Raw genomic sequence first — 25,318 nt, forward strand, 5'->3', positions numbered from 1 at the left:
ATTATCCGGCAGATGAAAGACTCGCGAGTTGACACTCACCGCCCTAAAGGGTCGGTGATTCTTAAGACATTGCTGCCTTAATATCCCTATCGCTAGGGTTCCCAGGCTCAACACGTTTGCTCATAGAGCGTGCTGATGTCTCCTTGCGTTGTTTCGGGCGTTTAACTGTTCCTTCACTAGACTTGCTAGTGCTGGCAGATGGTTTCGCGAAGTCCTCACGTACCAAACTCAAAGTTCTATCTCGGATGGTTTTTGCAGCTCCTAAATCGGCATGATCCATGTGACCACACCGAACACAAATGAACTTTTCACCCTCCCTATTCGCTGCATCAATATGTTTGCAGTTTCTACATTCTTGTGATGAATGTTTTGGATTAACTTTAATTACAACCTTTCCTTGCTTTGCAGCGAGATACTCAATTTTTGAAGTTAACTCTGACCAACTAGCATCCGAGATAGATCTGTTTAAACCTTTTTTCCGGCTTTGTCCGTTCTTTAAAAACCTTCCTGTTTTCTCATCTACTTTGACCTTACAGCGTCGTAGCATCCCAGCAACGTTCAAGTTTTCCAAACCAATAGCGTCTACATTACGAGAGACTATTTTGTTGGCAACATACCATTGATATGCTAGACGTTTATCGCTAATTCTTTTATGTAATCTCCCAACTTTTTTAGCTACTTTTTTCCGGTTTTTACTACCTTTAACTTTGCGGCTAACTCGTCGCTGCCTGACTTTTAATAGATGCTTTGTCTTTTTATTAGTTGCAAACTTAGGATTATCAATTTGATGCCCATCTGATAGATGAACAAGCTTGGTAATCCCTAAATCGCAACCAATGACCTTTTCGACTTCTGTTAAAGGTTTTGAAATATAGTCAGGTACAGATTTATCTTCTATTCGGACAGAAATATACCAACCATCTTGACGCTTACGGACAGTTACAGCCTTGATAGTAAAACCATCAGGTATTAAGCGAGAGTTGTGGAATCTCATCCAACCTATTTTAGGTAGGTAGATTTTATTTCCCTGTACTTTTATTCCTACTGTATAGGTAAAAGACGTGAAGTTACTCCGGTTCTTAAATTGTGGAAATCCTCTTCCCTCAAAGAAGTTTTTGTACGCTACATCAAGACGTTTAACATTTTGTTGCAACACAGTAGAGTCAATATCAGCATACCAAGGTCTAGCTTGCTTCAGCATTGGTAGACTGGTTATCTGAATATCTCCTGCACTTCTTCTAGGATTTTTTAAATTTCCCTCTTTATCTAGCTTTCCATCTTTCCAAGGTTCTCCTGTAGCTCCATTCTTGCTAACAAAACAACTTATGGGACAAGCCTCAGCCTTAGTTCTTATATCGCAATAGTCGCCTTGAATGAATTGCTGATTGTATTGCGTAATTCTATCATTCAAGCACCAGTTGTAATGACTCCTGAGCATATCAACCCAGTTATCCATTTTCTCAGATTGAGAGACGTTAGGACGTAGCTTGTACACATAGTTTGTTAGCAAGTTGCTCACCTCCTTGTTTGTTGATATATTATTTATATCTACAATAATATATCGTAAGTTCCAGGAATTATGCAACAGTATCGAAGAAAAAATCATTCCGTCTCCCTGGTAAACTATCATTTGGTCTGGATACCAAAAAGACGGAAGAAGATTTTGATTGGAGATGTCGAAAACCGACTGAGAACAATTGTTTGGGAAGTCTGTGAAGAAAAAAAGTGGAAAATTATAGCACTAGAAATTATGCCAGACCATGTTCACTTATTTGTTAACGTTCCACCTGAAATAGCTCCACATCAAGTGGCTAACGCGATTAAAGGAAGAAGCTCTAGATTACTTAGGCAAGAATTTCCACATTTGCTGAAACTGCCTAGTTTGTGGACAAGTTCGTATTTTGTCTCTACTGCTGGCAATGTAAGTAGCGACACAGTTCGTAGGTATATTGAAGAGCAAAGACACCACGATACAACATGATGTCGCTGTCCCTAAAGTGCCACCCGGTGCCTACATCCACTGTCTAAAGCACATATGAAGCACTACGTCACACTTCGTGCTTCATATTCAGTGGTTTTGGCTCGCTCGATTTTTTATAATTGCGCCAACCACCGTATTGAGAAATATCTTGTGCATCGGAGATCGCATAAGGTTCACATAAAAAACCTTTAACTAATGTGCCGTCTTCCAGTTCTAAGGTGCCAATGACTAGGGGTGGTGGGACTGCGGCTACAAAGGTACCAAAGCCTTCTGCGCTCAAATTCCAAACCTCTACCTCAATGCTGAGGCCACCATCTAGAACTTTCACTAATCCGGGTTTTTGGGGTTGTGTATTGGCAAGGGCATATAAGCGATATGTGGCAGCGGTTTTGCAGGTTTTTAGCTTTGTTGCTAGGCGCTCTTGTAGCTGATAATTCAAAGGCTGTCCGGTGAGATGAGCGCCGACGACAGCAAGAGCAATTTTATTGGTGGATACAGTTGTCATTTACAACCTCACGGAAGTTATTTTGCCATAAGTGCTACCGGGCATGATGATAGCGATCGCCTAATTCACACAGGGCTACGTCTTGAAACGCTTGCCCTATTAAGGTAATACCAAAGGGCAAACCATTGTCGCGAAAGCCTGCAGGAAGTGCTATTGCACACAAATCCATTAAGTTTACGAAATTGGTATAGTAGCCTAAGTTGGTATTAAGATTGATGGGGTCAGCTTCTACTTGTGCTTTGGTGTAAATAGTACCCGTTGTTGGTAATGCCAAAATATCTATTTTTTCCCACTGTTTAGCAGTTTCCTGCTTTAATGCTTCTAGGGCATAAAAACCTTTAAAAGTATCGACTGCTGTATAGCGCGAACCGTTACTAATGATTTGGCGCACAACAGGATGAATGGCATCACCTTGGGAGTCAAAGAACGGTTGGATGGCAGCAAGCCGTTCTGCTACCCAAGGACCAGAGTATAGTAAGTCCGCTGCTTGGCAAAAGGGCTGAAAGTCTATTTCAACGCGTTTGGCACCCATTGCTTCTAATCGCTGTATTGCCTGCTCATACAATTCTGCTGCAGCTGTATCACCAAAGAACTTTAATTGATTTGGTTTGGGTACACCAAAGCAAAACGATGATGGAATTGCTTTGGTTGTTTGTGGAACGTTTCGAGAATAACTATCGCTATCATCATAACCTTTGGCAACTTGCCATACTCGTAGAGAATCTTGACAATTCAAGGTGAATATAGAAACGCAATCGAGCATTCGACAGGCAGGCACTACCCCGGATGTACTTAAAATACCACGGGTAGGTTTTAGCCCAATAATGTTATTAAACGCTGCTGGAACTCGCCCAGAACCTGCTGTATCTGTGCCTAGAGAAAAGCTAACTAGTCCTGCTGCTACTGCTACAGCAGAACCAGAACTAGAGCCACCGGAAATGTAATCGTTATTAAAAACACTGCTACAAGCACCATAAGGCGATCGCATCCCGACCAACCCCGTTGCAAATTGGTCAAGATTGGTTTTGCCAATTAAAATTGCTCCAGCTTTGAGTAATGATTCAACGACTGTTGCCGTTTTTGAAGGGGTGTAGCTGTAAGCAGGACAGGCTGCTGTGGTGGTCATGGAAGCTACATCTATATTATCTTTGACAGCAAAGGGAATGCCGTAAAGGGGCAGGTTATCCGGACTGTTTGCAGCAAGCGTTTGTGCTGCTGCTTGCGCTTTGGCTTCTTCTACTAAAGAAATCCAAACGCGATCGTTACCACGTGCGGCAATTCTACGGTAAACGTCCTGAATAACATCTGCTGGTTTTAATTTCTTTGTTCGATAAGCTATAAGTAGTGATTCAATGTCCAATGTGATGGAACCTATCATGACGCTCTTCCTCTGATAATTGCCAGAATTTGTCCGGCAGTGACGAGTTGCCCTGGTTTGCAGAGTACTTCTACTACTGTTCCTGGCTCATCTGGTAGCAATGTCATTTCCTGTTTCATCGCTTCTAATACGATCGCACCCGTATCTTCAGTGATGCGATCGCCCGGTTGAACTAAAACCTGCCAAACATTTGCTGTTGTTGGAGCGCTCAGTGCATAACAGTCATCGGGAATGGTTGTTGCAGGTGCCAATGGAGGTTCGCTGTCGGTGAGGGTACTATTATCTTGGGTTGTAGCTGTCCAGCGATCGCGCTCCTCACGAAAAGCTATTTGCTGGCGAGTTTTAAAAGTCCCTGCTTCGGGTGCAATCTCTTGTAAAAACTGCTGATAGTCGTGAAACTTAAAGGTAGTTTCTTCAATTTCTAGCTTGAACTTGCCTTCAATAAAATCTTCGCGATGCTGCATTAGCTCCGCGTGCGAAACAGGATAAAATCGAATCTGGTCAAAAAATCGCAACAGCCAGGGTTTGCCATCTTTGAAGTCTGCCGTTTGTTTGTAACGGTTCCACATTTGCACAGTGCGTCCGACAAACTGATAACCACCCGGTCCTTCCATGCCATAAACACACAGGTAGGCACCCCCGATACCAACTGCGTTTTCCGGTGTCCAAGTGCGTGCGGGATTATATTTTGTGGTGACTAAGCGATGACGTGGATCGAGTGGAACTGCTACTGGTGCTCCAAGATAAACATCTCCTAAGCCCATGACTAGAAAACTTGCATTAAAGACAATATCTTTGACTTCTTCGATGCTACCCAACCCATTAATGCGACGAATAAATTCAATATTACTAGGACACCAAGGAGCATCATTTCGCACCGACTGCATATATTTTTGAATCGCTAATTGCGTTGATTCATCATCCCAGGATAGTGGCAAATGTACTATGCGCGTCGGCACTTCTAGGTTGGAAATATCTGGTAGATGAGATTCGATACTTTGTAATTTATTAACTAAGTCTAATTGGGACAGGACGCGGCTATCGTAATGAATTTGTAGCGATCGCATTCCCGGTGTTAATTCTAAAATCCCATTAATAGGATTTTCGAGTAAATGAGTCATTAACTCATGCACTCGAAAACGCAATTTCAAATCCAGCACTAAATCACCGTATTCCATCAGCAAGTATTTATCACCTGCCTGACGGTAGGTAACGGCAATTTGATTATCCTTTGCTTGTATTTGTGTCAAAACTGGTTTTTCAACAGCATCATGAATTATCACTGAACGTGTTTCCCCAACTTGCAGCGTTCTGACTTGTTCATCTAACTGTAATTCTTGTTGTAATGCCTGGTTAAAAGTAAGACGACGAAATCTAATTGTGTTCCCCGGTTTGAGTTGCCCAATTTTCCACAACTCGGCTTGGACAATCGTGGCAGGACAGACAAAACCTCCCAAACTAGGACCGTCCAATCCTAGAATAATTGGCATATCTCCAGTAAAGTCTATTGTACCAACAGCATAGGCATTATCGTGTATATTAGAGGGATGCAACCCCGCTTCACCTCCATCTTGACGTGCCCAGGTTGGTTTTGGTCCAATCAGCCGAATCCCCGTCCGTGCGGAGTTGTAATGCACTTCCCAATCAGTGTTAAAAAAAGTTTCAATATCTTGTTCTGTAAAAAAATCTGGTGCGCCGTGAGGACCGTATAAGACTCCAATTTCCCAATGATTTGAGTAGGTAGGTATCAATTCGGGGGAAATAGATTGTGATGCCGTATGAGTCGATGGAGGATATAATTTTAAGACATCGCCGACCTGTAACGCTCTGCCACCATGTCCACCAAACCCACCCAGAGTAAAAGTTGAGCGACTGCCCAAATATTCTGGTACGTCAAATCCTCCTTGCACTAATACATAGGTACGGAAACCATCGCCTTGAATATTTCCTAAACGTAGCGTACTACCTGCTTTTACCGGAACTGGTACCCAATAAGGAATGCTTTGTTTATCTAAAGTGGCTTTCATCTTAGCACCCGTGAGGCAAATAACCGTATCGCAATTGAAGCGCAAAGACGGTCCAGATAGGGTACACTCCAATCCTGCAGCCGATTCTGGATTGCCTAAAATTTGGTTCCCCAACCGAAACGCTAGAGAATCCATCGGACCGGAGGGCGGTACACCAACATCCCAATAACCCACCCGTCCGGGATAATCTTGAATGGTGGTCATTGTACCAGCGTTACTCACATCTATTGTATTGGCATGGTACGTAAAACTATTGGTAAATTTTGTAGTAATATTACCTTGAGTAAAAGTTGGATGGGCAATAATTTGGCGCAGGTATTCCAGGTTGGTTTCAATGCCGTCGATGCGAGATTGAGCCAAAGCCGTTTGCAGGCGTGCGCTCGCGCTTTCTCTTGACTCAGAATGTGCGATCGCTTTAGCTAACAACGGGTCATAAAACGGTGATACTTTTGTTCCAGTTGAAATCCAGGTATCGCAGCGAATGTCATTTGCAAACTGCACCTGAGTGAGTTCACCGGAACTAGGCTGGAAATTTTTATTTGGGTCTTCAGCGTATATACGAACTTGAATGGCATATCCTTGCGGTTGGTACTGGTATGATTCTAATGACAGGGGTTCTCCTGCTGCTTGTCGCACCATCCATTCGACCAAATCCACACCAGTAATGGCTTCTGTAACGCCATGCTCCACCTGTAAGCGCGTATTGACTTCCAAAAAGTAAAATTGCTCGGTATCTACATCGTATATAAACTCAACCGTACCTGCCGATTGATATTCGATCTCCTGACCGAGTTTAATTGCGGACTCATACAAGCGCTGCCTGAGTGCATCACTAATGTTCGGTGCTGGCGCTTCTTCAATCACTTTCTGATTGCGTCGTTGTGTCGAACAATCACGTTCACCAAGAGCAACGATATTTCCCCGACCATCACCAAAGATTTGCACTTCCAAGTGACGTGCGTGCTCGATATATTTTTCTAAAAATACTCCGCTTTGGCTGAAGTTATTACGACTTAAGCGCTGCACATTTTCAAACAAGTCTGCCAAAGTATCTTCACTCCGGCACAATTGCATTCCAATGCCGCCTCCCCCCGCCGTACTTTTAATCATTACAGGATAGCCAATTTCTACTGCTGCCTGCTTGACTTGCGCCAAACTCTCTAGCAAATCGGTGCCAGGAACTAGGGGTACTCCTGCTGAAGAGGCAATTGCCCGTGCTTCATGTTTAAGTCCAAATCGCCGTAGTTGCTCTGGTGTGGGTCCAATAAAAGTAATTCCTGCTTCTGCACACGCGGAGGCAAACGCTACATTTTCGCTGAGAAAGCCATAGCCGGGATGAATCGCCTCGGCACCAGTTGTACGGGCTGCTGCTAAAATCGCATCAGTACAAAGATAGCTTTGTGCTGCCGCAGGTGGTCCCACACAAACGGCTTCACCTGCGGCTGCAACATGAGCAGCATGGTTATCGGCTTCAGAGTAGACGGCAACCGAAGCAATACCAAGACGGTCGAGGGTACGAATAATCCGGCAGGCAATTTCACCCCGATTGGCAATTAGGACTTTATTAAACATGAGGGCTAATGGCTAATGGCTAATGGCTAATGGCTAATGACCAATGACCAATGACAAATGACCAATGACAAATGACTTAAGCTGCATCCCAAACAGTCAAGCGAACTGGTGTCGGATTGTAAGCATTGCAGGGGTTATTAATTTGCGGACAGTTGGAAATTAAGACCATCACATCCATCTCCGCACGCAGTTCGATGATTTTCCCAGCTTCCGAAATACCGTCCACAATTTCTAATGTGCCGTCTTCGCTTACGGGAACATTCATATAGAAGTTTACATTGCTGACAAGATCCCGTTTGTTCATTTCGTATTTACTTAACTCTAGTAAGTAATTTTCAACACAAGCGTGCAAATGCTTCTTGTGCAGCCCATATCTTACTGAGTTACTTTCCATACTACAAGCACCGCCCAGTGTATCGTGTTTACCACACTCATCATGGATAACAGTCATCATCACGTTGCCTTCGTTGGAAATCAACTGAGTGCCTGTCGTGATAAAGATATTACCCTGGCGCACAACAGTATCGGGAGCGCTGTATCGCTCGGACATATCATGAGCGTTGTAGAACAATGTGTCAACAGCTTGATTGCCTAACAAATCGACAATCCGTAAAATTTGCCCTTTTTTAATTACTCGCGACCAAGGTTGGCGAGCAGGGAGTTCCTCATTATAAATTGCTGTGGACGGGTCACGTTGAATCGGTAAAGTCGTAACCATAAATATTTCCTCAATTTGTAGATGCTATGAAACAGATATGAATTAAACAGAGTTCTTAAAGCGATCGCGTGCTTTTTGCTCAACTCCCAAGTACTGCCTAACTATGATTGAGCAAACAACGCATCAGTGTTAATAAAACCGCGAATGACTTCTTCGTTTGCATTACGGCACAAATCATCTGGTGCTGGTGCTGGCGATTTCCAAACAGTCAGTTGAATTGGTTTGGGCTTATAAACTTTATCTGGGTGTAACACATGGGGGCAGTTGGAAATGACCACCAACACATTCATTTCAGCCCGAAGGTCAATAAAACTACCCGGTTTTTCACAACCTGTAACATATTCTAAGTCACCATTGGGACGCACTGCGACTCTGCTGAACAAATTGATGTTGGGCATCAAGTCTTTGCGCGTTAAACCGCGCTTGCCTAAAGCTTTCAGAAAATTGTTGCGCGTGTTATTATAATCGCTTTCGCCATATTTGTTGTAAGGACCTTCGCCATATTTAGCTGCGTTACCTGCAGCGTTACTGCATCCGCAAATTAAATCGTGATAGCCGTTCGTATCTTCTGTAATAGAGAACAGAATGCGACCCATGTCAGAGTAAATCACCATGCCCTTTTTAAGGAAGGCATTGAACTGAATTTTAGCGGTGTCTGCTACGTTCAGCCGTTCTATTGGGCTATCTGCGTTGTAGCAAATCATCGAAACGCCTTGAGAACCTTCCAAATCGGTTACGCGGAGGGTATTACCCCGTTTGATTACACCATGCCAATAGGCACCACCGGGTAGCTTTTCATCCACTAAGTGAAGGCTAGGATCGATTGTTGCTACCGGCGAAATAGATGCTTGCACCATAAAATTTTCCTAATGAGCCGTTTACGGGTCAACATTTCTGTTCAAATAGCAAAGCCCAGAAGATTCCCAATACGTCGATCGTGATTGGCTCTCCCGGGCTTTTATCCCGCCGTGTCACCAACTCTCCTGAGTTGGCTGCTTCTCTTGGACCAGTCATGATACCTTAGTGTCATCGGAACCCTAGAAGCGCTTCTTTATTTAGCTTGCAATTTTAGTTAACTAACTCTTTGCAATTTATTTTACAGAGTCTTACTCTTTACTCTAGCACGGTTTTAAATTTTTTACTACCAAATTTTGTGCAATTCGTTGCAAGCGATCGCGGTAAGTTCGTGAATAACCTCACCGACCTGACCTAATAATTGCAACAATAAATCCAACTTTAATTTTTCAAGCAAATTTGTAACTATTTATACAGTTAATGAATTTCCTTAATGTTATCCTCTTTGAATAAAATTACAAGTTACACAGTTGTTTAGTTAAGTAATCCTTAGTAGAGCATTATTTATTGATTTGTGAAAAATTGCCCAAATGTAAAGACGCGAAGTTAGGCGTCTCTATAGCTTTAATTTTCACGAATGATTCAAGAATAATATTTACCAATCATTCAAAATAAATAAGCTTCTAGGGTTCCGATTGCGCCAAGGTGTAATGACTGGTCCAAGAGAAGCAGCCAACTCAGGAGGGTTGGTGACACGGCGGGATAAAAGCCCGGGAGGTCGTTTTAGCGAGTATTTGCTGAATTACTTTCCGGGCTTTGTCGTATCTATGAAAGCAAATGTTTTAAAAGTCTTTTTACAAAATTGAGGCATATTGCCGATGAAACCTCGATCGCTCCTCACAGCTTGCCTACTTTTTATGGTCGCCATGTTTCTGGCTGTAGGCTGCAAAAACCCTGCAGTTTATATAAAAACTACAACTGAAGTTGAGGCAGCAGCAGTTGCTTTCTCCAACACTACAACCGTAAACTTAGGCTTTAGCGCTTGGCCTGGTTGGTTTCCCTGGCAAGTTGCGGAAGAGAAAGGTATTTTTAGTTCTAAAAATGTTGCTGTCAAGCTCAAGTGGTTTGATGGCTACCTCGAATCAATTAGCACCCTTACAGCTGGACAAATTGATGCTAACAGTCAAACGCTGGGTGATACAGTTAGTGCGGTAGCAGGCGGCGTCGATAAAGTCATAGTACTAGTTAACGACAACTCTACTGGCAACGATAAAATCATCGTCGCACCAGGAATCAACAGTATCAAAGATTTACGCGGCAAAAAAGTGGCTGCTGAAGAAGGCACAGTCGATCACTTTTTGTTGTTGTTGGGGATGAAACGGGCTGGCTTATCGCCTCAAGACATTCAGTTTGTGCCTTTGGAAACAGGAAAAGCCGCTGCCGCGTTTGTTGCAGGTCAGGTTGATGCAACTGCTGTTTTTGCTCCCTTTACAACACAGGCGTTGCGGCGTGAAGGCAGTAAAGAACTGTTCAGTTCTAAAGACTTTCCAGGTGCAATTTCTGACCACCTCGTAGTGTCACGCGAATTCTTGTATAAACACCCGAAAGAAATTCAGGGACTCGTTGATTCTTGGTTTGCCACGCTCGATTACATCCGAGAAAATCAAGACCGCGCTTACATGATTATGGCAAAACGGGCAGGTGTCTCGGTTGAAGAATACAAACAATATGCCGATGGTACAAGACTCTTCAGTATAGAAGAAAATCTCAAAGCTTTTCAGCCTGGAAATAATATGACTTCGTTGCTGTATGCAGCTAACGAAATGAGCAAGTTTTTAAACGATGTTGGGTTAGCAAAAAGCAAACCCAACATAACACTTTTGTTTGACGATCGATTTGTCAAAGCCTATGCTCAAATGCAAGCTAACACTGCAAGGGGAAAGGGAAAAGAGGCAGGGGAATAAAGTATAAAAACTATAAAAAACAAGAAGTTCTCTTTAACTTTCACCTTCAACCCTTACCCCTTACCCTTTGTTTGAACAATGAGCCAAAGTACTCCGCCACGATCGATTCAATCTTTGATTAAGTCAAAAACCATGAAGCCTACGGTTTTTTGGCGGTTAGCTGAAGATATTCCAAAGCCCCTTCATATGGCATTGACCATTACTTCAATTGCCCTACCTCTGTTGTTGTGGTGGGTAGTGACGGCAACAACTAACATCGACCCAAAGTTTTTGCCTTCACCTGCAAAAGTTGTAGAGGCCTTCGGGCGCTTGTGGACGACACGCGAACTGCTCAAAGATACTGTAGCTAGCCTTTGGCGGGTTGGCGTTGGCTTTTCACTAGCAGCAAGCCTTTCAATTCCAGTTGGCATTTTAATGGGGAGTTTTCCTAGCATCCGTGCGTTATTTGAGCCACTGTTTGGTCTGATGCGCTATATGCCAGCACCTGCATTTATTCCATTATTGATTCTTTATTTGGGTATTGGCGAAGAACCGAAAATTACACTGATTTTTATCGGTGTATTTTACTTTAATACCTTGATGGTGATGGATACCGTAAAGTTTGTGCCCAAAGAGTTGATAGAAGCGACTTATATGCTGGGTGGCAATCGTTGGGCTACGCTAACTCAGGTAATACTACCGCACGTTCTTCCCGGCATATTAGACGCTTGCCGAATTAACTTAGCTGCTGCTTGGCAACTCGTTATTGTGTCAGAACTTATCGCCGCCAGTGAAGGTTTGGGGCGACGTATTAGCGTTGCTGGTCGATTCTTGAAAACCGATGAAATTTTTGTTGGACTGATTGTGATTGGCGTGATTGGATTGGCATTTGATTTGCTGTTTCAGTATTTGCTTCATGTCACTTGCAAATGGGCAAGTCACAAACAATAAAAACTTTATTAAAGAAGCGTTTTAGAACTCACAAAAACAAAACAACAATAGAGGATAAACAATCGTGTTTTTACAAGTCAACAATCTTAACAAACATTTTCAGACCAAATCCGGTACGCTTGTGGTTCTCAAAGATATCAATATGGAAATCGAGCAAGGCGAATTTATCTGCGCGATCGGTGCCTCAGGTTCGGGTAAGTCTACGCTACTGCGTCAAATTGCTGGACTAGATAGTCCCACAACTGGAGAAGTCCGCATTGATGGCAAGCGCATCACATCACCTGGTCCAGATCGCGGTATGGTGTTTCAGCATTACACACTTTATCCCTGGATGAACGTGCAGGAAAATACTGAGTTTGGACTCAAGCTTCAGGGTGTTCCCAAAAAAGAGCGGCGCGAACAGGCCAGTTACTATCTCAGCGTCGTTGGCTTGTCTCGCTTTGGCACTTTGCTGCCCAAAGAGCTATCAGGTGGGATGAAACAGCGTGTTGCAATCGCCCGTGCCCTTGCTTCCGAACCCAAAGTTTTACTTATGGATGAGCCCTTTGGAGCGCTTGATATCCATACTAGAGAATCAATGCATGAATTTATGCTTGAACTTTGGCAACGCACAGGCATTACGGTCTTCATGATTACACATGATGTAGAAGAAGCCGTTTTCCTCTCAAACCGAATTTATGCTTTGGGTACCCGTCCCGGTACAGTACGTCAGGAGATAACCATCAATCTACCAGACCGCAACCCTACAATTAAGCGTCACGCCACCTTCCACGACTACCGCGACGAACTAATGAATTTGCTACGGCAACATGGTAAAGAAGCGTTTGCAGTATAGAGGGTGGGCGTAACGCCCGACCCACTACTCTCTATGATGCAACAGCTGTTGCAGGTGCTTCAGCTACAGGTGCTTCAGTTGCCGCAGATGCGTAAACGCTCACTTTCTTGCGAGTTTTGCCTTTACGTTCAAAGGTAACTACGCCATCAATTAGGGCATACAGAGTATCATCACTACCGATACCAACGTTGTTACCAGGATGAAACTTTGTGCCGCGCTGACGCACGAGGATATTTCCTGCCCGAACAGTTTGACCACCGTAGCGCTTGACACCCAGTCTTTGAGCATTAGAGTCACGACCGTTGCGTGTACTACCCGTTCCTTTCTTATGAGCCATGATTTCCTCTTGTGTCTGTTCTTTTTTCTATCTATCTTAATAAAAGATAAATTCCCAACAACGGGCTGTAGCTTTTTATGCTTCAGTTGTTGCAGATGCTTCTATAGTATCAACTACAGCCTCTGATGATTCTGCATTGATTTCTGGCGCTTCTGGGGGTGGAACAGTTCCCGGTTCGCTCACAACTTCACTGACTTGAGCCTCAGCCCCATCAGCTGTAGTTGCTTCTGTAACCAACACTGAACCATTAAGACTAATAGAATCAATCATTAACCTCGTGATTTCCTGGCGGTGTCCCCGCTTTTTACGGGTTTTCTTTTTCGGCTTCATTTTATACACCAGGACTTTGCGACCTCTCAGATGTCGCAACACCGTTCCTTCTACCGTTGCTCCCGTCACAAGTGGCTGTCCAATTGTGACTTCACCATTGTGCTGCACCAACAAAACCTTGTCTATTGTGACTTTTTCATCCGGTTGGGCAGAAAGCAATTCGATATCATAAAAGCGACCTGGTTCGACTTTTATTTGTTTGCCGCCAGTTTCAATAATTGCGTAGCTCATGGAATTGTCCTTGAAGTTGCCGTACAGGTAGCTGAGCCACAGGATTTTGACAAGCTGCTCAGCTTTTATATCGTCTTCTACCTGATCCGAGCAGGAATTAGACAGACAATCCGTAATCATAGCTTAATACATTGTCTATTGTCAATAAAATTAAGCTTTGCCAGTCACTAGCGCTAATTCTTCAGCCTCTTGTTGATTTCTAGACACAAAAGATGGAGCAGATAAAGAGCAAGCTTTCCACTCCGATTTTACCGATACATTCAGCAATTCACATGTACCCCCACGCAACCCTTGTGGTGTGTAATAACGACAGTACCGACAAGACGAAACACAAGATTTTAAGGTTGTCATGATTAAAAATTAATTAAAATTTAAGAAACTTTTTAGTTGCTGATTGAAATACTCTCCATACTAAGTATGGCGTTACGATCTTAAAATTAGGGTAGAAATTCGATAATTTTCCGAAAAACTTTGTACTTCTAAATATTACTTAATTGAGAATTATTACTTAAGTACAATTAAGACAAAGTTATGTAAGAACACTGACATATTGAGAAACTTTCAAATTTCACCAACCACTGTAGGGGCGCATTGCAATGCGCCCCTACTTTATCCTCCTCACAAAATCCTCAACTTCTTTTCATAAAACTGTGAATGTGGGAGAAAAGGAAAAACGAGGACAAGAAAGAAGTACTAGTAACGAATCCCAATCCCTAATCCCCAATCTCTAATCCCCAATCCCCAACCCTTAATAACTATGTTTCACAAAATTTTAGTTGCAATTGATACTTCTGAAATTGGACAACATGTTTTTGACGAAGCAGTGACTTTGACAAAAGCAGTTAATGGAAATCTTATGTTACTGCACGTTCTTTCTCCCTTTGATGGAACGGGATATCTCAACCCTGTATTGCTGCAACCTAGTAGTGTTTACCCAACTCTACATACGGAAGCTGTCAATAAATATATGCAGCAGTGGGAAGAACTCAAGCAAGAAAGACTAAATATGCTGTTTTCTTTTGTTCAAAAAGCAAACAAAATAGGTGTTCAAGCAGAAATTTCTCAGAATTTAGGCGATCCCGGTCGTACAATCTGTGAAGTTGCAAACAGCTGGAACGCTGACTTAATTTTAGTAGGTCGGCGCGGTCGTAGAGGATTAAGCGAGCTGTTCCTTGGTAGTGTCAGTAATTATGTGTTACATAACGCTTCTTGCTCTGTTCTCATAGTCCAAGGACCTGTTCACAATACTACAGAAGGAGCTGAAGTTTGCAACACAGTTTCTGCTTAATTGCAAGAACAAGGCAATGGGCATTATTCCATCTCGTTCCCAGGCTCCGCCTGGGAATGCCTTAGTAGAGGCTCCGCCTCCTGTAACAATCTGTAACGCGAGGCAGAGCCTCGCAGCCTGCATTCCCAGGTAGAACCTGGGAACGAGAAACTAGTACAGCTTGGGAACGAGAAACTAGTACAGCCTGGGAACGAGAAACTAGTACAGCTTGGGAACGAGAAACTAGTAGAGCCTGGGAACGAGGTGAAACTACTAGTCTCGACGGGCACTACGTATACTCCGAGCAAGTTGCTGTTCCATTCTTTCTAGTTGTTGTCTTTCTTGACGAGTGAGTCTTCCATCTCGCAGAAAGCGTCTTTTTGTCGCTTCAAGAGCCACTTGTTGGCGTTGAATATCTCTCTGTTCTGAACGATTTATTGTAGTATACCTTACGTTTTCAACTCTTACATTACGCCGATATTGTTGAGGATAAGAATCTCTGCGATTGTAAACCTCACCAGCAGAAGCTACTCCGGGAAAGAAAATTGTTGCAACGCATAGAGCTGCGAAAGTAAACTGTTTCTTCATTTGTCAATCCTCTTTATATATTTTTTCCCATTATGAAAACCAATCTTGAGAATTAGCGAAAACCGCCTCTACGACCACCTCCCATTCCTCCACCAAAACCCAATCCGGGTACGAGTGAGGGATTGCCAGCCTGAGATCTACGTGGAGTACTAATGACAACTTTCTCATCACCCTGCAATCCAGAACGTACTTCGGTTTTGTTATTAACCGTCACACCTGTGTCGATGGGTGTGAATCTAGGTCTCCCATTCTCCCTGATAACTAACACCCCCGTTTCATTCTCTTGACGCACGATCGCAACTGTTGGTATCACGAGTGCATTGTTTAATTCACCAACATTGAACTCCACATCCACATTCATTCCGGGAAGAAGTTTTTGAGAGTTCTGAAGAATATCCGCTCTCACTTCAATGCTGGTAACATTTGAAGTCACAGTTGCTAAAGCTGCAGTTTGAGCAACTTTTCCTTTAAAAGTTTGTCCTTTAAAGGCATCGGCTTTAAGAGTGACAGATTGTCCTAAACGAATCTTGGCGATATCAGTTTCAGCTACATTTGCTACAACTTGATAGGTAGATGCAAGTGATAAAATTGAGGAAGAAGTCGCTGAAGATACATCACTACCCGAAGTTGTTGGAGTGACAAAGTCGCCCGGATCGGCATACTTTTTTGTCACAATCCCGCTAAAGGGAGCACGAATCACCATGTCTTCTATTTGTGTTTGAACCTCTCGAAGTGTACCCTGCGCTTGAACAACTTGAGCGCGAGCTTGGTCGATATCTTCTTGGCGACTTCCTGCTTGAGCAAGAGCTAGAGCTTGTTGTGCCTCTTCAACTTGGGCACGCGCTTGATTAACTTCCTCTGCCTGATATCCGTTGTTTTGCTTGGCAAGTTCTTGTTGTGCCACAGCTAAACTTGCTTTGGTTTGCTCTAGATTATCTCTTGCATTGCGCTCTTCAGCCAAAGCTTCGTCATAAGTGTCACGAGATACCGCACCTTCTTCAAATGGGCTTTGCAACCGCTTCACCCGTGCTTGTGCCAAATTGAACCGAGACTGGGCTTGCGCTATCAGTGCTTCGTTTTTCTTAACTTCCGCTTGGGCTTTGGCAATGTCTTCCGGACGATTACCTGCTTCTAATCGTTTCAAGTTCGCTTGTGTTTCGCGCATGCGAGCTTGTGCTTGGGCAATTTCTTGGGGGCGATTACCCGCCATGACTTTTTTAAGGTTTGCTTGAGCTGAAGTGACTTGCCCTTTGGCTTGCAGTAGCTGTCCTTGAAAGTTAGAGTCATCCATGTAGGCTAAGATTTGTCCTTCTTTGACATAATCCCCCTCTTCTACAAGTAACTTTTTCAGTCGCCCCGAACTTTTCGGGCTAACATTGGTCGATTGTTTGGGTTGAATGGTACCGTTAGCAGCGATCGTAATTGGTAAACTGGCTCTCTCAACGGAAACAGTTTGTAATTTGCGTCGCGCTTCTTGGCGTTGAACCACAACTAATTGACTGTAAGCAACATAGGTTCCTCCCCCTAACGCAGTTAAAATCAGTAAACCAACTAGCCATTTTGTCAACCATTGGTTTACAGGGCTTTTTTTGAAAGGGGTGGAGGTTACAGGCTGGATTGAATCAAATGATGCCATAGAAGTTTCTCTTGTCCCTACTCTCTAGACGGAGGACGTGGTGGAATCCCCAACGCATTGGTTAATTCTTCCTCTGTTACCCCCAGCTTTGCAGCACCCCCTTTGATATCAAGGCGCGGGCGGCGAGGTTTATCTTGGCTTGATGGATCTATGGGATTGGTGGGCACTCCTACAGCTTCCTTTAACTTTGCTTCAGTCACTCCCAATTTCTTGGCTGCTTCGGTAAAATTTGGACGCGGTGGTAGCCCCAATGCGTTAACCAATTGTGCTTCAGTGACACCCAACTTTGCTGCAGCACCTTTAATATCAAAACGAGGACGGCGCGGACGCCCATTTTCATTGGGCTGAGTATCAGAGGCAGGCACGCCTAAAGCTTCTTTCAATTGTGCTTCAGTGACTCCTAACTTTTGAGCAGCTTCAGCAAAATTTGGGCGGAATCGTTCCCTTCTCCTTGGTTGTTCGTTAGGTTGAGATGAATCCTGTGCTATTAGATTGGAATTATTTGCTGTTGAACTATCGGCACCTGCCAAACCGCACGCACCAATTAGAATAGGAATAGTCGCTAAAGCTAACAAGCGATGAATTTTCATAAAAAGTTTCTTAGTACGTAGAAAGAATGTGTTGATATTTTTATTAAGCTTGCCTTAAATGACAGCTTGCCGCGCATCTAAATTACAGTTTTGTAATTTAAGTCAGTAGTAAAAGTGTGCTAGAAGTTATATCAATTAGAAAAAAATTTGACAGCTATTTAGGTAAGAATACGGCAGTATAAAAATTTCTTAATCCAAAATCTAAAATCTAAAATCTAAAATTATATGAACGTTCTGTTTGTTGAAGATGAGTCAAAGATTGCCAACTTTGTTCAAGCTGGGTTAAAAGAACAGGGATTTGTCGTTGATTATTGTGATAATGGTGATGAGGGATACATTCGAGCCATGGAGAATCAATACGATGCCCTCGTACTTGATATTATGGTACCGGGTAAGGATGGGCTTTCTATCCTTAAACATTTGCGTCGGGCAGGACGGAATGTACCAGTGATTCTACTGACAGCTCGTAATGAACTGGATGACAGGCTTGAAGGTCTCTATCTCGGTGCAGATGACTATATTGCCAAACCGTTTTACGTGGAAGAGTTGGTTGCTCGCATTCACGCTGTTATCCGTCGAAGTACTGGCGATCGCCAAAACTTACTTTGCGTTGGTTCTATCAAATTGGATCGCATTACGCGAGAAGTCACTTGCAATCAGCAGGTTGTGGAACTGACGACTCGCGAGTTCAACCTCTTGGAATACTTGATGCGTTCTCCCGGAAGAGTTCTTACTCGCACGCAAATTTTAGAACACGTTTGGGGATATGATTTTAACCCCAATACTAATGTAGTTGATGTGTGTATTCAAAGAATCCGCAAAAAAATAGACCCGCTTGGGGGAGCGGATGGAATTGAAAGTGTCCGGGGAGTTGGGTATCGTTTTTGTAAGCCAGAGTAGCGATCGTGCAGTTTCGTTCATTTCGTCTCCGAATTGCTTTATTATCTGCTGCGCTTGCTGGCAGTACCCTCATTGGATTTGGGGTAACTGCTTGGTTGCAAATCTCTGATGCCAAACGCAGTCGTCTTGATGCACAGTTGGAAAATCGCCTATTTCTAGTAGCTAGCCCGCGATTTTTCAATCGCTGGCAGTCTTATGAAACTTTTATACAACGCGAATTAAAAACTGATGCGGAAACACCTGTTGCTCTTTTGGTGATGGAGAAAGATGGTACTATTTTATACCAATCACATTCGTGGTGGGTTGAATTGAAAACTAATAACTTGTGGTCTCCTCGTCCCCATTTTTTTCGTGTCCCTCCACCTCCGGATAGGCGAAGTCCTTCAGAAAGAGAAAAACAACCTCCACCAGAAAAATTGCGATCGCCAAAAGCGGCTGCTTTCTCGTCACCGCGTTATCGTCGTCCTTTAGGTGAACCGCCTCCCCCGCCGCGATTTGCTACCCAACAAACGAAAGAAGGAACTTGGCGTGTTGGTGCAGTCACTTTTCCTCACGCCTTAGTTGCGATCGCAGTCAGCTTAAACGCTGTCGATCGAGAAATGATTGCCATCAGAAATATTTTCCTAGTATCCATACCAGGTGCGCTTCTTTTAGTTGCTGGAGGTGCGTGGTTAATTTCTGGCAGTGCGTTACGTCCCATTGAGAGATTAAACAAAGCAATTGAGCAGGTGACTGTCAACGGGTTGGATCGAAGAGTTCCTATCGGTACAACAGATGTTGAATTTGTCAAGTTAATTCAAGTTTTTAACCAAATGTTGGAACGTCTCGAACGCAGTTTCCTACAAGCGTCTCGTTTTAGTGCTGATGCTGCCCACGAATTGAAAACCCCACTTGCCATTTTACAAGGAGAATTAGAACAGACTTTGCAACAAGCAGAACCAGGTTCTCAGATACAGCAAAGTTTGAGTAATTTGCTAGATGAGGTACGGCGTTGTAGTGGAATTGTGCGGAAACTGCTACTGTTATCTCTAGCCGATACCGGACAAATGAGTTTGCATCGAGTAGAAGTCAATATCTCTCAACTTCTGCTGGAGATGACGGAAGATATAGAATTGCTGGCACCTCACTTAAATGTTCAAACGGAAATCACTTCTGAATTGCGTACTTGGGGCGATCGCGATTTACTCACTCAAATTTTACAAAACCTGCTGAGTAACGCCATCAAGTATAATCTCCCAGATGGCTGGATCAAAATTCACGGTTACCAGCAAGCAGGAATTGTGTTAGTCACTATTAGTAATTCTTCTCAAGACATTCCACCGAGCGATCGCGAACGGATTTTTGACCGTTTCTATCGCGGCGATCCCGCCAGAACGCGCAAAGTTGATGGTGTAGGATTGGGGTTGAGTTTAGCAAGGGAAATTGCGAGATACCATGGTGGCTACTTAAAACTCGATCCAACACCAGTTGGTCAGACTGCTTTTACTTTGCGTTTGCCAAAAATATAAGATTTGCTAATAGTTATTTTATAATTAAGTTGACATTGAAGAAAGGTTTGATAAAATTTAGGCAACCTTTGCAACATATGAGTATTTCCAACACTCGTTTGACTCACGTTATTTGTTAGAGTCAATGCTGTTGCTAGGTTCTGTGGTCTTAAGCTTTATTCTACCAACAGAATTTAAATGTTTCCTTAAGATACAGAATTTGAGAGTTATACTGCATTACTCCCTTCCCGCTCTAAAATGCCACTATTTGTAGTAGGTTGGGCACTGCCCCGGCCTACACCCATAGGTCATCTTCTAGGGGGAAGGGAGTCACTGGAAATTAATAGCAATAAAAGGAGATGTGCCACAATACCAAATTTTTCCAATTAAATGTCAATTTTTCAAAAATTTTGAATAAGTTCTTTAAAATATTAGATAAAAAATAATGAAAGAATGATTATGACATAGTAAAAAATAAAAGACAACTGAGTTATTTGCCAATAATCACTCAACCGCTTGCTTTAAATACAGGCAGATATGAGGAGTAGAGAATGATTTTCAGTTAGCAAAAGCTACATTTTGAAGCTTTTTATTTTTGAAATTTTTCTACAAAAAACTGCTGAAGTAGTCTGTCACTTGTTAAAGAAAGACTGCTGCCAGCAGTCAGTATTGTCAGATTTTAAGACAAAAAGAAGTATAGGTGTGCTCTGCGATACGATAAGGTAAGACCTAAAGTGTATTTAGGTCGAAAAATAAAATAAACGCGTAGCAACTCTATTAGCTCTTGTGCGACTCTCATCTGGAACAGCACAATTACCTTCTGTTGCCCAGAATAGCTGATTTCTTAAAATAAAATTAGAGCAAGAGCAAGAGGCAACAAGGTTGGGTTACTGGGGAAACAGCTTTCTACCAAAGCCGCTATCTGTATAAAGCCTAAAGGAAACAGGGGCAAATAAGAAAAAAGAGGTAAAATATAGAAGAAGGATAAAATACTTTAAGTTTCATTTCCTACTTATTACTTTTACCTTTGACTCAAAACGAACATTTCTGATAAATTTATCAAATTTGTAATTAAGAGGTATAAATGAATATATCGGCTTTTAACAAAGAAAAAAATCAATACAGATTAATTAAAGAAAAAGACAAATCAAATTGGCAGAGTGATAATAGAGAGAATAGTACAAACTTTTCAGACATGACATTTGATAAGTATATTTTTGGGAATTCCGATAGAGGCCGAGTCGCTATTTTTATAGATGGAGCCAACTTATTTCATGCAGGTTTACAACTGAACATTGAAATTGATTATGCAAAATTGCTTTGTTGTTTAACGGAGAATGCAAGGCTTTTGCGTGCTTTTTTCTACACGGGTGTCGATCGCAATAATGAGAAACAACAGGGTTTTTTACTCTGGATGCGGCGAAATGGCTATCGTGTAGTCAGTAAAGATCTTGTTCTACTTCCCGATGGTTCTAAAAAAGCCAATTTGGACGTAGAAATTGCTGTGGATATGCTAAATTTAGCTCCTTATTATGACACCGCTGTATTGGTGAGTGGTGATGGAGATTTAGCATACGCTGTTAATGCTCTCACTTACCAGGGAATTCGAGTTGAAGTTGTTAGCATACGGGCAATGACAAGCGATAGTTTAATTGATGTTGCTGACTACTTTGTTGACATAGAGCATCTCAAACAATACATACAAAAAGATTCAAATTCTTGCTATAGTTACCGCCCATTGTCGAATTCTAATTTCTGATTTCTCGCTAGCAGCAGCTCCTACAACTCCTTGCTTTTCTCTGCTATTCAGGAAGCAACAGCTAACATATATACTCCCCTTTAAGTAGAAAGAGATCGTTAAACGGAAAATATGCTGCTTAGCAAAACCCGGTTTTCCAAAGAAACCGGGTTTTAATATGTCATGGTCAGTGAGTTATTAATTATACTGAAAGCTTTATAGTTAGCAAACAAGACTGTTGAAGCATACATCTCAAGCCAATACTGCGTAGGTTTTGCATAAAAATACGAAATTACGTAGGTTGGGGAGCCAGATCTGATAGCGAAGCGTGGCGCGAATGCGCCATAGGAGGGTTTCCCTCCGCACCTTTACTGGCGTTTGAGGAACGAAACCCAACATTTATCAGCATTTGTTGGGTAACGCTCGTGCTCAACCCAACCTATTATTTCCCAAAACCTACGTAGTATTGCATCTCAAGCGAGAGTCCTTCATATCTACTTAACTTACGGTATATAAATTTTTTTTAGAAAAGTTTAAAAATTTGGACGATCGCGTCAATAAGATTGTTACGATTAACCATAATATCAGTTGAATAGAGAAAAATATACAAATAAGGTTGTGATGATGAATCAGTGAAATTCCGGAAAGCAAGGAAAAGCCTGAAAAACAAGTAGAACTACGGTTTTAGATGTTGCAATCGATATATTAGTATTTGTATGAATAATAAGTAAATACTGAGCCTTAAATTTAGACGTATAGTCCTTATTTTCTAACTTCCAGCGCCGAGCGATCTCTCTGATAGCAGACTGAATGTCTTTATTTCTGAATCCTAGATAACAAAAGGAGTGTCTACAGTGAATAAGATGCAAATTGCATTGGTTATTACTTACCTTTTTATGACTGGCTATTTTTTTATCAACTGGTTAAGATTTAGTCTCAGCCATCCCCATTCTTCCCCAGAAGATAAATTCTTATCATTCATTATGTTTATTATCACAACTGCTTTATGGCCTTTTGTGATTCCTCTGTCTTGCCTAAAGATGGTGAAGACAAGGAAAGTAGAGTTTAGTACGGTTATTCCCATTCTTGTTATGGTTTCTGCGTTTAGTCTTGCATTCTACATGAGCTAAGTTTTACAGGTGTATAGATTCTATTGAACGCAATCTGTTTTGTGTTTATACTATGTTATGGTAAGTTTTGTATAAACAGTAAAAAAAATTAACATTTAAAAAAGTTCCTCTTTTTTGACTCGGCTTCTCGGATGTGTTGATTAAGCTCTCAATTACAATGAGTGAAGTTGTTGTGATTTTGGGATAGAGGCATGAGAGTTTGGCTGGCTTGCTTTCTGGTACTGTTTGCTTTAGCAGAGTTTTTTGACTGGATTAAAGAATTTCAGTTGCCTCTACCGATATATATTTTGGGAGGGGCATTTTTAGCGGTTGCGTCCAACTACGACAAACTTTTTGAATCCTACTTTAGTCATGCTATTGGTGAAGCGACTTTAGAACAGCCTCCCCAACCCCACTTAGATTCGTCACTTGAAGAATATCCTTATTCCATCTCCCCTAAGAATTCTCCCGCTCTTCAAAATTCTCAGAAATCTGAAATAGAAAGTTAATTGCTGTTACGTGGTGCGTGTCAACATGCTGGGCTTTCGCTACATCAAGTGCAAAGACGCTATATGCTGAGCATATGGAGTCTTAGCCCTTATAGGCGAAATAGGAATTCCTCACTCCCCGTCAAAGCACGTCAGCATGGCTTTAGAAAGTTTGGAAGTTGGAAACTCTCCAGTTAATGTTATGCATCGATATCAAGTTGCTGTTGTTTCTCACGGCAGTCCGCAACGTGAGGACATCGAAGCATTCCGGGAACAGTTTATCAATGGGTTGGGCTACTGTCCTCAAACTCTGGCTTGATACCGTGTAATACCACAACTTAGCTTGAGCATATCGGCAAAACTATAACAACGTTTTTTATAGTAGTTTTCATGAATATTATCTTATCTTGGAGGGGAAAACAAACACCCCTCTGTTCACTATGTCTGGTAACCCTTATACGTGGTTGGAACAATCCCTAGAAACTATTCACCGTGCTAACTGGTATCGTACTGTACAAACTATCCAAAGTCGCCCTGGTGCCACAGTTGTTTTGGAAGGACGAGAGGTCATAAATTTTGCTAGTAACGATTATTTGGGACTCGCAGGTGATGAACGCCTCGTGATGGCAGCAGCAGCAGCAGTGAAAGAATTTGGTACTGGTAGTACGGGTTCGAGGTTACTTAGCGGACATCGCCAACTGCATAGAGATTTGGAAGAAGCGATCGCATTCCTTAAACAAACAGAGGATGCAGTCGTTTTCAGTTCGGGTTATTTGACAAATTTGGGCGTTATCAATGCACTAGTAGGCAAGCGAGATTTAATTTTATCCGATCGATATAACCATTCCAGTTTAAAAAATGGGGCAACTCTCACTGGTGCTGCCATCATAGAATACCGTCACTGTCATGTTGAAGATTTAAAAACTCAATTGAGTCAATATCGGCAAAACTATCGACGTTGCCTAATTCTTAGCGATAGTGTCTTTAGCATGGATGGCGATTTATGTCCTTTACCTGCGCTCTTAGAGCTAGCTGAGCAATTTGGTTGTATGTTACTTTTAGATGAAGCCCATGCCACTGGAGTACTTGGAGAAACTGGTGCGGGTTGTGTTGAACATTTTGGGTGTAGGGGAAAACAGTTAATTCAAATTGGCACTTTAAGTAAAGCCTTGGGTAGTTTGGGTGGCTATGTAGCAGGAAGTGCAACTTTAATCGATTACTTGAGAAACCGCGCTCCCAGTTGGATTTATACTACAGCGCTGTCACCTGCTGATACTGCAGCAGCCCTAGCAGCAATAAAAATAGTTTTGGAGGAACCGCCACGCCGTATCCGGTTATGGCAAAACGTTGCTTACCTCAAACAACAAGTGCAACAACAGCTACTCAACTTGAAATTGCTACCTTCTGAGTCGCCCATCTTGTGCTTTCAATTGTCAAATCCAGGCGATGCTTTGAAAATGGGGGAGCATCTTAAATCATATGGCATTTTTGCCCCTGCTATTCGTCCCCCTACCGTCCCCACCAGTCGGATACGGATTTCTGTGATGGCAACTCACAAACTCGAACATATTCAGAAGTTAGTAGAAGCGTTGACGGAAATCACCTAACCAGTGACACTTGACACTTGACTAATGACCAATGACCAATAACTGGTAAGTTGGGGTAGCATAGCTGTCTTCATTTAACCCCCAACTCCTCTATTTTCAAGTCATAATTTTTCTATTAAAAAAAAATATTCAAGAAGATATAAGACGGTGTTTGTTGAAGCCAGAAATTCACTTCATCACGGCGATCGCAATCACATCTTAATAGAATTTTATGTGTTCCAAGAAATAACAACAAAGTTATTAGCTTTTGAAAAAAGCTTTTGGAGAAATTATTATAAAGTTAACTTTAAACTTGATGTCAGTAG

At 42.4% G+C, this 25,318-nt stretch carries 23 protein-coding genes, 1 pseudogene and 2 riboswitches; of the genes and pseudogenes, 12 read left to right on the forward strand and 12 right to left on the reverse strand.

Annotated features, from left to right (window positions below):
• Positions 1–61: 61 nt before the first annotated feature.
• Positions 62–1,510 (reverse strand): RNA-guided endonuclease TnpB family protein, encoded by a 1,449-nt coding sequence (locus tag F7734_RS22700; protein ID WP_155746778.1) that lies wholly within the window; start codon positions 1,508–1,510, stop codon positions 62–64.
• A gap of 69 nt (positions 1,511–1,579) precedes the next feature.
• Between F7734_RS22700 and tnpA the strand changes: the two genes are divergently transcribed.
• Positions 1,580–1,981: an IS200/IS605 family transposase gene (gene tnpA, locus F7734_RS22705; RefSeq protein WP_155746779.1), complete on the forward strand. Its 402-nt coding sequence runs from the start codon at positions 1,580–1,582 to the stop codon at positions 1,979–1,981.
• A 67-nt stretch (positions 1,982–2,048) separates the two neighbouring features.
• Here tnpA and F7734_RS22710 read toward each other — a convergent pair whose 3' ends face one another.
• The 5 genes from F7734_RS22710 to F7734_RS22730 form a co-directional block, all read right to left on the reverse strand.
• Positions 2,049–2,486 (reverse strand): hypothetical protein, encoded by a 438-nt coding sequence (locus F7734_RS22710; protein WP_155746780.1) that lies wholly within the window; start codon positions 2,484–2,486, stop codon positions 2,049–2,051.
• 34 nt (positions 2,487–2,520) lie between these two features.
• Positions 2,521–3,864 carry an allophanate hydrolase gene (gene atzF / locus F7734_RS22715; protein WP_155746781.1) on the reverse strand — a complete coding sequence of 448 codons (1,344 nt, stop codon included), beginning with the start codon at positions 3,862–3,864 and terminating at the stop codon, positions 2,521–2,523.
• Positions 3,861–7,463: an urea carboxylase gene (gene uca / locus F7734_RS22720; protein WP_155746782.1), complete on the reverse strand. Its 3,603-nt coding sequence runs from the start codon at positions 7,461–7,463 to the stop codon at positions 3,861–3,863. The genes atzF and uca overlap by 4 nt, the downstream gene beginning before the upstream one ends.
• Positions 7,464–7,539: 76 nt before the next feature.
• Entirely contained in the window at positions 7,540–8,181 is a 642-nt protein-coding gene (locus F7734_RS22725; protein ID WP_155746783.1) for an urea amidolyase associated protein UAAP2, read from the reverse strand.
• A gap of 101 nt (positions 8,182–8,282) precedes the next feature.
• Entirely contained in the window at positions 8,283–9,038 is a 756-nt protein-coding gene (locus F7734_RS22730; RefSeq protein WP_155746784.1) for an urea amidolyase associated protein UAAP1, read from the reverse strand.
• 88 nt (positions 9,039–9,126) lie between these two features.
• A riboswitch (guanidine-I (ykkC/yxkD leader) is annotated at positions 9,127–9,233 on the reverse strand.
• Positions 9,234–9,648: 415 nt separating this feature from the next.
• Positions 9,649–9,755: riboswitch (guanidine-I (ykkC/yxkD leader) on the forward strand.
• A 99-nt stretch (positions 9,756–9,854) separates the two neighbouring features.
• Here F7734_RS22730 and F7734_RS22735 point away from each other — a divergent pair.
• The 3 genes from F7734_RS22735 to F7734_RS22745 all read left to right on the forward strand — a co-directional run bounded on the left by F7734_RS22735 (position 9,855) and on the right by F7734_RS22745 (position 12,705).
• A complete protein-coding gene (locus F7734_RS22735) occupies positions 9,855–10,940 on the forward strand; it encodes an ABC transporter substrate-binding protein (RefSeq protein ID WP_155746785.1) in 1,086 nt (361 codons plus the stop codon).
• Positions 10,941–11,072: 132 nt separating this feature from the next.
• Entirely contained in the window at positions 11,073–11,870 is a 798-nt protein-coding gene (locus F7734_RS22740) for an ABC transporter permease (protein WP_243147027.1), read from the forward strand.
• A gap of 64 nt (positions 11,871–11,934) precedes the next feature.
• Complete coding sequence (locus F7734_RS22745) at positions 11,935–12,705, forward strand: ABC transporter ATP-binding protein (RefSeq protein WP_166482077.1); 771 nt, start codon at positions 11,935–11,937, stop codon at positions 12,703–12,705.
• A 31-nt stretch (positions 12,706–12,736) separates the two neighbouring features.
• Here F7734_RS22745 and rpmA read toward each other — a convergent pair whose 3' ends face one another.
• The 3 genes from rpmA to F7734_RS22760 form a co-directional block, all read right to left on the reverse strand.
• The gene (gene rpmA, locus F7734_RS22750; protein WP_155746787.1) at positions 12,737–13,042 is read right to left on the reverse strand and encodes a 50S ribosomal protein L27; all 306 of its coding nucleotides are present in this window, start codon (positions 13,040–13,042) and stop codon (positions 12,737–12,739) included.
• A 75-nt stretch (positions 13,043–13,117) separates the two neighbouring features.
• Positions 13,118–13,603 (reverse strand): 50S ribosomal protein L21, encoded by a 486-nt coding sequence (rplU, locus tag F7734_RS22755; protein ID WP_155746801.1) that lies wholly within the window; start codon positions 13,601–13,603, stop codon positions 13,118–13,120.
• 150 nt (positions 13,604–13,753) lie between these two features.
• Complete coding sequence (locus F7734_RS22760) at positions 13,754–13,954, reverse strand: hypothetical protein (RefSeq protein WP_155746788.1); 201 nt, start codon at positions 13,952–13,954, stop codon at positions 13,754–13,756.
• A 406-nt stretch (positions 13,955–14,360) separates the two neighbouring features.
• Between F7734_RS22760 and F7734_RS22765 the strand changes: the two genes are divergently transcribed.
• Positions 14,361–14,891 carry a universal stress protein gene (locus F7734_RS22765; protein ID WP_155746789.1) on the forward strand — a complete coding sequence of 177 codons (531 nt, stop codon included), beginning with the start codon at positions 14,361–14,363 and terminating at the stop codon, positions 14,889–14,891.
• 252 nt (positions 14,892–15,143) lie between these two features.
• Here F7734_RS22765 and F7734_RS22770 read toward each other — a convergent pair whose 3' ends face one another.
• Genes F7734_RS22770 through F7734_RS22780 form a run of 3 tightly spaced genes read right to left on the reverse strand, consistent with a single transcriptional unit; the run spans position 15,144 to position 17,684 of the window.
• Positions 15,144–15,458 (reverse strand): hypothetical protein, encoded by a 315-nt coding sequence (locus tag F7734_RS22770; RefSeq protein ID WP_155746790.1) that lies wholly within the window; start codon positions 15,456–15,458, stop codon positions 15,144–15,146.
• Between the two features lie 52 nt (positions 15,459–15,510).
• Positions 15,511–17,094, reverse strand: coding sequence for an efflux RND transporter periplasmic adaptor subunit (locus F7734_RS22775; RefSeq protein WP_155746791.1), 1,584 nt, complete (start codon positions 17,092–17,094; stop codon positions 15,511–15,513).
• Positions 17,095–17,111: 17 nt separating this feature from the next.
• The gene (locus tag F7734_RS22780; protein WP_155746792.1) at positions 17,112–17,684 is read right to left on the reverse strand and encodes a hypothetical protein; all 573 of its coding nucleotides are present in this window, start codon (positions 17,682–17,684) and stop codon (positions 17,112–17,114) included.
• Positions 17,685–17,909: 225 nt separating this feature from the next.
• Between F7734_RS22780 and F7734_RS22785 the strand changes: the two genes are divergently transcribed.
• The 7 genes and pseudogenes from F7734_RS22785 to bioF all read left to right on the forward strand — a co-directional run bounded on the left by F7734_RS22785 (position 17,910) and on the right by bioF (position 25,013).
• Positions 17,910–18,584, forward strand: a complete 675-nt coding sequence (locus F7734_RS22785; protein WP_155746793.1) for a response regulator transcription factor — start codon at positions 17,910–17,912, stop codon at positions 18,582–18,584.
• Between the two features lie 5 nt (positions 18,585–18,589).
• Positions 18,590–20,092 carry an ATP-binding protein gene (locus F7734_RS22790; RefSeq protein WP_347566261.1) on the forward strand — a complete coding sequence of 501 codons (1,503 nt, stop codon included), beginning with the start codon at positions 18,590–18,592 and terminating at the stop codon, positions 20,090–20,092.
• A 1,063-nt stretch (positions 20,093–21,155) separates the two neighbouring features.
• Positions 21,156–21,830, forward strand: a complete 675-nt coding sequence (locus F7734_RS22795) for an NYN domain-containing protein (protein WP_155746794.1) — start codon at positions 21,156–21,158, stop codon at positions 21,828–21,830.
• Between the two features lie 833 nt (positions 21,831–22,663).
• Positions 22,664–22,939, forward strand: coding sequence for a hypothetical protein (locus F7734_RS22800; RefSeq protein WP_347566262.1), 276 nt, complete (start codon positions 22,664–22,666; stop codon positions 22,937–22,939).
• A gap of 191 nt (positions 22,940–23,130) precedes the next feature.
• Positions 23,131–23,427 carry a hypothetical protein gene (locus tag F7734_RS22805; protein WP_155746795.1) on the forward strand — a complete coding sequence of 99 codons (297 nt, stop codon included), beginning with the start codon at positions 23,131–23,133 and terminating at the stop codon, positions 23,425–23,427.
• Positions 23,428–23,512: 85 nt separating this feature from the next.
• Positions 23,513–23,725 (forward strand): annotated as a pseudogene (locus F7734_RS22810) (hypothetical protein); the annotation flags it as partial.
• A 121-nt stretch (positions 23,726–23,846) separates the two neighbouring features.
• Positions 23,847–25,013: an 8-amino-7-oxononanoate synthase gene (gene bioF, locus F7734_RS22815; protein WP_155746796.1), complete on the forward strand. Its 1,167-nt coding sequence runs from the start codon at positions 23,847–23,849 to the stop codon at positions 25,011–25,013.
• The last annotated feature ends 305 nt before the right edge of the window (positions 25,014–25,318 follow it).

The sequence above is a fragment of the Scytonema sp. UIC 10036 genome, from assembly GCF_009725235.1.

Coding starts and splice junctions, on each gene's coding strand:
- tnpA (WP_155746779.1), top strand. CDS start 1,580: ATGCAACAGTATCGAAGAAAAAATCATTCCGTCTCCCTGGTAAACTAT.
- F7734_RS22710 (WP_155746780.1), bottom strand. CDS start 2,486: ATGACAACTGTATCCACCAATAAAATTGCTCTTGCTGTCGTCGGCGCT.
- atzF (WP_155746781.1), bottom strand. CDS start 3,864: ATGATAGGTTCCATCACATTGGACATTGAATCACTACTTATAGCTTAT.
- uca (WP_155746782.1), bottom strand. CDS start 7,463: ATGTTTAATAAAGTCCTAATTGCCAATCGGGGTGAAATTGCCTGCCGG.
- F7734_RS22725 (WP_155746783.1), bottom strand. CDS start 8,181: ATGGTTACGACTTTACCGATTCAACGTGACCCGTCCACAGCAATTTAT.
- F7734_RS22730 (WP_155746784.1), bottom strand. CDS start 9,038: ATGGTGCAAGCATCTATTTCGCCGGTAGCAACAATCGATCCTAGCCTT.
- F7734_RS22735 (WP_155746785.1), top strand. CDS start 9,855: ATGAAACCTCGATCGCTCCTCACAGCTTGCCTACTTTTTATGGTCGCC.
- F7734_RS22740 (WP_243147027.1), top strand. CDS start 11,073: ATGAAGCCTACGGTTTTTTGGCGGTTAGCTGAAGATATTCCAAAGCCC.
- rpmA (WP_155746787.1), bottom strand. CDS start 13,042: ATGGCTCATAAGAAAGGAACGGGTAGTACACGCAACGGTCGTGACTCT.
- rplU (WP_155746801.1), bottom strand. CDS start 13,603: ATGAGCTACGCAATTATTGAAACTGGCGGCAAACAAATAAAAGTCGAA.
- F7734_RS22760 (WP_155746788.1), bottom strand. CDS start 13,954: ATGACAACCTTAAAATCTTGTGTTTCGTCTTGTCGGTACTGTCGTTAT.
- F7734_RS22765 (WP_155746789.1), top strand. CDS start 14,361: ATGTTTCACAAAATTTTAGTTGCAATTGATACTTCTGAAATTGGACAA.
- F7734_RS22770 (WP_155746790.1), bottom strand. CDS start 15,458: ATGAAGAAACAGTTTACTTTCGCAGCTCTATGCGTTGCAACAATTTTC.
- F7734_RS22775 (WP_155746791.1), bottom strand. CDS start 17,094: ATGGCATCATTTGATTCAATCCAGCCTGTAACCTCCACCCCTTTCAAA.
- F7734_RS22780 (WP_155746792.1), bottom strand. CDS start 17,684: ATGAAAATTCATCGCTTGTTAGCTTTAGCGACTATTCCTATTCTAATT.
- F7734_RS22785 (WP_155746793.1), top strand. CDS start 17,910: ATGAACGTTCTGTTTGTTGAAGATGAGTCAAAGATTGCCAACTTTGTT.
- F7734_RS22795 (WP_155746794.1), top strand. CDS start 21,156: ATGAATATATCGGCTTTTAACAAAGAAAAAAATCAATACAGATTAATT.
- F7734_RS22805 (WP_155746795.1), top strand. CDS start 23,131: ATGAGAGTTTGGCTGGCTTGCTTTCTGGTACTGTTTGCTTTAGCAGAG.
- bioF (WP_155746796.1), top strand. CDS start 23,847: ATGTCTGGTAACCCTTATACGTGGTTGGAACAATCCCTAGAAACTATT.